Below are 7,660 nucleotides of genomic sequence, written 5' to 3' on the forward strand. Positions count from 1 at the left end.
CGACTGTGAACATACGATGGCGGGTGCGGACGGGCGACTCGCGCCGACCGTCCGCACCCGCCGGGTGGGTCAGCGCGGGAACGCCTGGAACTCGGCGATCCGCACGTTCTGCGCCTGCGGGCTGGCGGTGGCGCAGTCGGTCGCCGCCTGCGGGTCGTCGTCCTGCTCACCGGCGTAGTCCGGTGCGCCGGTGCACTGGTTGGTCAGCACCTCGACGCGCAGGTGCGTGGCAGTGGTACGCGGGATGTCGAACGACCGCATGATCAGCTCGGGCGCCCGGGGACGCGGCGCGACCGCCGGGAAGGCGTCCGGCGCGCTGGTGTGGACCGGGCGGAAGTCCGCCGCGTCGGCGCAGGTCACCGGCCCGGCCGCGGTGCACGCGAGGACCCGGAACTGCCGCACCGCGGAGTACCGGCTCTGGGTGCCGGCGTCGGCGTCACCGGCCACCGGCGGGCGCAACATGGCGCTGACCTGCACCCGGCGTACCTGCTGGACGCCACCGGCCAGGTCGACGGTGACCTGCCGGCCGGCGACCGGCGCACCGAGCGCGGCCCAGTTGGTGGCCTCGTCGTCGTCGGCGATCTGCGGCAGGTTGATGCCGTCACCGGTCACAGTCGCGCCCGCGGCGGCCGAGGCCAGGTTGGGTCGCAACGTCACCGGCAGCGTCCGGTTCTGGCCCGCCTTGACCGTCACCGGACCGACCCGGGTGTGGCCGTAGCCGGGTGCCCGCACCACGAACTCGTACGTGCCGGGCACCAGGTCCACCCGGTCGGTGAGCGGGGTGGCCGCGTCGGTGTCCGCCACCGGCACGGCCCGCGCCTGGTAGCGCCCGACGAACAGCTGCGCCCCGGCGACCGGCCCGCGCTCGCCGACCGGCAGGAACCGCAGCGCGGCCTCCCGCGCGTACGGCGAGGTGAAGCCCGGCGTGGGGTCGGCGTCGGTGTGCCCGACGCTGGCCGCGCCCTCCCCCAGGCCGCGCTTGGCGAACGCGTTCCACAGCAGGTCCTGGTTGGCCCCGCCGAAGCGGATCCGGTCGGCGGCGAGCATCGCGTCCCGGGCGTCGACCATGCTGACCTGGCTGACCGACATCAGCAGGAACGAGTCGAAGACCAGCTGGATCCAGCGCCGGTTACCCGGGCAGGTGGTCACGTCGCGGGCGCCGGTGGCGCACGCCTTCTGGACGGCCGGGGTGCCGCTGCCCCAGCGGCGCATCATGGCCGCGCGGATGTCGGTGTTCGTGGCGCTCCACACCTCGCCGGAGGCGTGCACCTGGAGGCCGGCGAGGTCGTAGTCGAGCGAGCTGTAGTTGAGCGGGCTGTCGCTCATGTTGTAGTTGCGGATGCCCGCGTTCGGGTCTCCGGTGGTGTACTCGCCGATGGTGAAGCCGCGCCGGCCGGGCGCGGCGTACCCGTGCTCGAACAGGTACTCCATGGCGAGCTGGTCGGACCAGCTCTCGCTCATGCCCTGCGGCGAGCTGACCCCGGCGCTCGGCCCGGCGATCATGCGGTTGGAGACCGCGTGGCCGTACTCGTGGGCGATCACCGACATGTCGAAGTCGCCGTCGACGCAGGGCGCGTAGAACGAGCCCGCGATCGGCTGCCACAGGTACATGTTGGTGGTGGGCGCGACGCCGTCCGGCGGGGTGATCTGGTTGGCGTTGTTACGGGCCGCGAACGTGGGCGGACCGCCGCTGACGCCGCCGGCCTGGGCGTTGCCCTGCTCGGGGTCGTTACCGAGCCCGCCGCGGCCGAGGTTGTCCTGCTGCATGTTCCAGGTCTCCTCGGTGAACCCGAGGTGGTAGGTCCAGTCGTGCATCCGGTTGTGCATGGCGAACAGGTTCGCCCGCGCCGCGTCGATGTCGTTCGCCTGCGGCGAGGTGAACACCGCCGGGTTGCAGCGCTGCTCCTGCCACTGGTTCGTCCACGGGTAGTCGTACCGGCGGTCCGGGCGCGGCGTCGCGGGCTCGGTGCCGACGCTGAACGGGTCGTTGCTGTACCAGTTCTGCACCGCGATCGCGTTGTTGCCCTTGGTCGTGGTGGTGGACTGGCCGGTCGCCGGGTCCACGTCCCACGCCGGGTGCCCGGGCACGCCCACCACCTCGTCGCAGCCGCGCGCCGGCACGGCACACCACCGCTTGCGGGTGTCGACCGAGGACCTGTCGACACGCGGCGAGTTCGGGAAGACCTCCCACGAGGGGTGGTCGGCGTCGTGGTCGATCAGGTCCTCGCGGACCAGGACGGCGCCGTCGCGGGCGTCCACGTAGGTCGAGTAGGCCGCCGGGTCCGCGCCGGTGGTGTCCGCGCCGAGGACCACCTCCCACGCCGCGCGCGCCCCCCGGTCCGCGGTGGGCACCGCCACCAATGAGGTACGCACGACCCGCGCGTCGGCACGGCCGGCGTCGGCGATGGCAGCGGTGCGGGCCTGCTCGGCGCTGATCGTCGCCGGGGCCGGCGTACCGGCGTCGCGGGCGAGCGAGGAGCTGACGTGCCACACCGCTCCGTCGCGTACGCCGACCGACAGCATGCCGTCGACGGCGGCCGGCAGGTCGCCGAAGCGCTGCCGGAACAGCACCGTCGCGCCCTGCCCCATCGGCGCCACGGTCAGCAGCTCCAGCGCGGCGGCGCCCTCGGCGGTCAGCCCCAGCACGTCCCGGTTCGCGGCGACGTACGCGCGCGCTGCGGCGGCCGGGTCGGCGGGCAGGCCGGTGGCCAGGGGCTTGCCGGTCGAGGTGAGCGTGGCCGGCGTACCGAAGTCGGTCCAGCGCACGCGCGCGCCGAGTGCGGCGGCGCGGTCCCGCTGCCGCTCGGTGGCGGCCACGCGGCCCTTGCGGTTGTCAGTGGCCTTGGTGTCGTGCCGGTCGCCCGGCAGGTGGTCGGGTGGCGCCTGGGTACGGGTCTGTTCCCGGGGTGCCGCCTGGCCGCCGCCTGCGGCGGTCAGGACCAGCCCGGCTGCCATGAGCAGCGCGGTGGCCCCCGTCAACGCACGGGATGGTGTGCGCACGGTCCCTCCTGTCATCGTCGAACGGCGATGTCCGTTCCGCCATCCGACCAGCACGATCGACGCGCCGACACCAGCCAAACATCCATAAATGTTGCTGCGTCGACTTCTCGCTGACGCCCAGGCGAGACACGAATAGATCTTGGTAGGAAACGGCCCCTATGAGGGCAGCCCCTATGAGGGCCCTTTCGTACCAAGATCTCTGCGCATCGGCAGCGTTCGCCAGGCGTAAGCGCACGAAACGCACCACGCCGCCAGCCTGCACCAGAACGGATCTTGTCGTTACCCCGACCGGCGCTCGTCGTCCTCCCCGCGCCGGCGAAGCGCCCACCCGCCGACCCGGCCGGAGAGCTTGCCCGTCGCCCACTTGGCCCGGTCGAAGGTGTCGTTGCCAAGGCGCCGGGCGACGTCGACGCCGTCCGCTCCGGTCTCGAGCGCCCTGTCCCTCGCCTCCTTGGCCGCGTCCGTCCATCGCCTCGCCTCCGACGACTGCCGGTCCCCCTCGATGCCGAGCCGCCCGTGGAAACTGACGATGGCTGTCGAGACGTGGTTGCTCGACTTCACCACCGCCGGTGAGTCCATCGGGTTCAGCAACACCTTGGCGTTCGCCCTGCCCGCAGCCGTTTCCATGCGGGCCAGCAGGCGCTCGGTGCACCGGGAGATGAGTTCGAGCCGGTTCTGCCGGGCGTTCCTCAGCCCGATGCGATGCCCGTCCAACTCGTCGGGCGACGCGTCCAGTACCCGGTCGAGTTCGAGCACGGCGACCGCGTCCTGCAGCTGGAAGCAGCGGGCCAGGACGACAAGCCAGTCCTGCGCCTTCGACTCCGCCTCCCTGGCCGCCCTGGCAAGGTCACCGATCGCGCTCTTGCGCTCCAGCTTCTCCGCGAGCGCGTCGAGCTGACGCAACGCGTACGCCTGGGTCTCCGCGATCGTCGCCGGCGCGCCCTGCACCTTCGACCACGTGACTTCGTCGACCCGACCGCGCTGCTCGCGGATGGTCATGGACTCCTCGATGACGAAGCCGACGCCGATCATGCGGGCCAGCACGGCGTCCTTCTGGGCGCGGAGCACATCGTCGACCTTCTCGTCGATGGTGGCGAGATAGTCGGTGATCTCCTTCATGCTCTGTTGCATCGCGAGCTGCGCCATGAGCCCCGCCGCGCCGGCCAGAAGCGCCGGGTTGCCGGCGACCGCCCCGGGCCCCTTCGAGATCTGGAGCCACTTGTGGATCGAGCCTGGATCTCCCACCATCGCGTGGCTGACACCTGGGGTCTTCGTCGGCATCAGACCGAATTTGTGGACGAGCTGCGCTGACTCCTGGGTCAGCTGCACCCAACGACCCGAGTTGGCGGCGATCTCGGAGCCGGCCTGAGCCGCTGCCGCCCCGACCGTGAGGACAGACCCGAGCCGAGGCAGCCCGAGGTCCTTCGACGGCAGGCCCTCGGAGACGAGGAAACGCTCGACAGCCGTCGGATCTCCGATGACCGCCATTCCGTCGCCGTCGCTGATCAGCTGAATCTCGTTACCCATTGCCGGCTCCTGACAGCTGGGAGGTGGAGAGCGACACTGTCTACTCTGTTCGCTGTGTGGCCTTGGGACTCTAGCCGTCCCATCGACGGGACGGGTGTACCCGTAAGTACCGATCTCCGCGACAGGCCGCTACCGATGGCTCCCGCTTTCAGGTTCCGGACGCGGCTCACACCGGGCCGTCGAGGAAGGCGGCCACGGCCCGGCGGAAGCCGTGTGGATTCTCGACCCACGGCAGGTGACCGGATCCGGGGAGACTGACCCGCTCGCAACGAGGCAGCGCCTTCTCCAGCGAGTCGACGCCCCAGCGGGGACGGATGTCCTCGGGCCCGTCGATGATCAGCACCGGTAGGTCGAGCGTGCGGCACCGCGCGGCGATGCCGCCCTCCCTCAGCTCCCGCTTCACCTCGGCGTTGACGGCCCGGTTGCAGTAGTGGTTGATGCCCAGCCACGGCGTGGCCATGTCCTCGGCGTGCGTCATGGCGGCGTCGGGGTCCGCGAAGTCGGCCGACCACTGCAGAACGGCCCGTTCCCGGTCCTCCGCCGGGCTGCGCTCCCGCGCGCCAAGCGCCTCCCACCGCTTCAGGTGCGAGCCGAGCCGCCGCCGGAGACTGCGTTCGTAGTGCGGATGCCAGCCGCGTTCGGCGTCGATGCCGGTGCCGGAGACGTAGATCAGGTGACTGACCCGCTCCGGGTGCTCGATCGCGTACCGCAGCGCCAGGTGCGCGCCCCACGAGTGGCCCAGCACCGCCGTTCGCGGTCCGGCCAGGTGTTCGCGTACCGCGTCGAGGTCGGCGACGAAACGGCCGATCGAGTACGGGCCACGCCGCTCGGAGCGCCCGCAACCACGCTGGTCCCACCGGATGACACGGGCGTGCTCGCCGAGCAGCCGGGCGACCGGGCCGAGGTGGTCCCAGACGCCGGGGCCGCCGTGACAGAGCACCAGCGGCGACCCGGCGCCGACCTGGTCGGCCCACAGGCGACAACCGTCTTCGGTACGCACGTCAGCAGTCATCGCCGCCAGTATGGCGAGTCGCGCGCCGACCGAGGCGGGCTTGCTGGGCTGACGCCGGTTACGGCTCTCTCATCCAGGTCTCCGGGTCGGTCACGAAGATGCCCTTGCCCTGGTGGCGCCGAATAACGCCGAGCGCCTCCAGGCGGACATAGACCATCTGGATGGTCGAGGTACCGACCTTGTAGTCCGCTGCCATCTGGGCGATCGACGGCAGCTTATCCTCTGGCTTGAGCCGCTTGCTCCGAACAGCAGCGATGATGTCGTCGGAGATGCGGATGTAGTCGGGTGTCGTAGGCATGGCGCTCCTTGCGTGGCACGCCAATTCGATCACGAAACGCCCACAGGCCACAACAATCAGTGGTTGACTTAAACGGCTAAGCCGTTAGTGTTGCTGTCGGGCCGTTCCTCGCGTGGCAACGGGTTCGGCTCATCCCCCTGTCGGGGCGGGTGCGCGTACCCGTCCCGACCCTCCGGACTGCTCCGCCTCCGTACCGCCGATCCGGGCTGCGGGGGCGGAGCGGGCGGGCCGTCCGCAGCCGGCGTGCGGACGGCCCGCCCTTCCACACCTGTCCCCCGCTCATGGAAGGACCGAAGTGACGTTGCACCGACCCGGCCGGCTCTACCTGACCGGCCTACCTTCCCGGCTCACCCCGCACGAGGTGCGCACCCACGCCTTCGACGCCCGCAGGCAGGGCGTCGACCCCGAGCAGGTACGCGAGTTCCAGGCCCTGGTCGCCGACGAGCTGACCGAACTGCACCGCCGGGTACGCCTGCTCGCGCAGGAGAACGACAGGCTGAAGCGCGCCCTGCGGGACTGGCAGACCATGCACGCCCGGGAGTGCCGCCCGCCCAACGACGGCCACTGGTAGCGGTGCGCCCGCAACCCGGCCACCTCCTGCAGGTCGACGGCCGCGCGTCGGTGCAGTTCGGCGGCGACCGGGCGCTGACGTTCCGGGTCGTGTCGGTCGGCCCCGAGGTGCCGCACACCGGCTGGATCTGGCTGACCGGCTACGTCCTGAACCGCCGTGGCGTCGTCACCGCGAAGCGGGAGATATTTGTGCAGCTCTCCGGACTGCGCCGAGCCGGCGAACCGTTGCTGCGCGATCAGTCCTGGGTGCCGGCGAACAGGGTCCAGGCGTCGATCTCGGTCGGTGCCAACGGTCGCGCCGGCAGATAGGAGGCCAGGTCGCGGAAGTCAGCGGTGGCGTTGTGGACGCACACCGCCAGCGAGAAGTGGAGCAGTTCCCGCACGACGTGCGCGTCGGGCGCGGTCACGTCGTCGAGCAGCGGGCTGCGCACGTCGAGCGCGAACACCACGTGGCAGGCACTCTGGTCGGCCTTCACGACGCAGTAGTAGCGCCCGGCCTCGGCCAGCCGGTTGCGGATGTTCGCCCACGCCATCGCCCCGGAGATGTCCGGCACGTCGGCGCCGGCCGCGCACGCCATCCGGAAGAACCAGCGGGCCGGGTCGTCTGGTGACACCGCGCCGTAGACAAGCACCAGGCCCCCACGGTGGAAGACGGCGAAGCCCTGCACGTCGGGGGTGAGGTCCAGGAAGTCCGGGGTCCAGACCCGGTCGTACTGCCGCTCGGCCAGGGAACGCACGAACTGCACGGTCCGGCCGGCGGCGTCGCGAGCGTCTACGCCCATGTGGTGTGGTCCTCCCCGGCGGATGGCGGATCCTCACGCTACGAAGCGCGACGGAGCCCGATCAAGGCGTGATCATCGAGTCTGGATGGTTGGTCCCGTGAACGGGACCGAAACCGCTCCGAGTCCCACGGATAGGACTACGGGACGGCTCGTCCGATCGGTCAGCATCCGGCCCCGCACCCGCCGGAGCGGGCGGCACCGGCCGAACGCGCCGTGCGCGCGGCTGCGCGCGTACACCGGTCGGGGTTGTTAGCGTGGATCGCGGACCGCCACGGCGGTCCGGCCACCCCTCGCCCGACGGCCCGCGCGTCCCGACGCCGCGGGACACGGTGCCGCGATCCGGCATGGAGGGGGTGCGATGACCGCGGTGCCGGAGTAGCGTCCCGCACCGGCCGCCGTAACGCCACACCTGGGCGCGGATGGAGTTGCGGAGCTACCATGGAAGGAGCGCATAGCCCTAGATCCGGACGC

7 protein-coding genes are annotated in these 7,660 nt (G+C 71.3%); 2 read left to right on the forward strand and 5 right to left on the reverse strand.

Annotated elements, in window-relative coordinates:
- Positions 1-69: 69 nt before the first annotated feature.
- From AB0B20_RS24720 to AB0B20_RS24735, 4 genes are all read right to left on the reverse strand, one after another.
- Positions 70-2,979: a M36 family metallopeptidase gene (locus AB0B20_RS24720; RefSeq protein ID WP_357473838.1), complete on the reverse strand. Its 2,910-nt coding sequence runs from the start codon at positions 2,977-2,979 to the stop codon at positions 70-72.
- A 300-nt stretch (positions 2,980-3,279) separates the two neighbouring features.
- On the reverse strand, positions 3,280-4,527 hold the full coding sequence (locus AB0B20_RS24725; protein WP_357383190.1) for a hypothetical protein: 1,248 nt from the start codon (positions 4,525-4,527) through the stop codon (positions 3,280-3,282).
- 166 nt (positions 4,528-4,693) lie between these two features.
- Complete coding sequence (locus tag AB0B20_RS24730; RefSeq protein ID WP_357383188.1) at positions 4,694-5,539, reverse strand: alpha/beta hydrolase; 846 nt, start codon at positions 5,537-5,539, stop codon at positions 4,694-4,696.
- Positions 5,540-5,597: 58 nt separating this feature from the next.
- Positions 5,598-5,837, reverse strand: coding sequence for a winged helix-turn-helix domain-containing protein (locus AB0B20_RS24735; protein WP_357383186.1), 240 nt, complete (start codon positions 5,835-5,837; stop codon positions 5,598-5,600).
- 295 nt (positions 5,838-6,132) lie between these two features.
- On the opposite strand from AB0B20_RS24735, the gene AB0B20_RS24740 reads away from it, so the two are divergent.
- Complete coding sequence (locus AB0B20_RS24740; RefSeq protein ID WP_357383184.1) at positions 6,133-6,408, forward strand: DivIVA domain-containing protein; 276 nt, start codon at positions 6,133-6,135, stop codon at positions 6,406-6,408.
- A gap of 2 nt (positions 6,409-6,410) precedes the next feature.
- The gene (locus AB0B20_RS24745) at positions 6,411-6,716 is read left to right on the forward strand and encodes a hypothetical protein (protein WP_357383182.1); all 306 of its coding nucleotides are present in this window, start codon (positions 6,411-6,413) and stop codon (positions 6,714-6,716) included.
- On the opposite strand, the gene AB0B20_RS24750 is transcribed toward AB0B20_RS24745, so the two are convergent.
- The gene (locus AB0B20_RS24750) at positions 6,644-7,189 is read right to left on the reverse strand and encodes a hypothetical protein (protein WP_357383180.1); all 546 of its coding nucleotides are present in this window, start codon (positions 7,187-7,189) and stop codon (positions 6,644-6,646) included. The two genes, AB0B20_RS24745 and AB0B20_RS24750, sit on opposite strands and share 73 nt — an antisense overlap.
- Between the last annotated feature and the right edge of the window lie 471 nt (positions 7,190-7,660).

The organism is Micromonospora sp. NPDC049151, from assembly GCF_040648395.1.
Taxonomy (GTDB): Bacteria; Actinomycetota; Actinomycetes; order Mycobacteriales; family Micromonosporaceae; genus Micromonospora.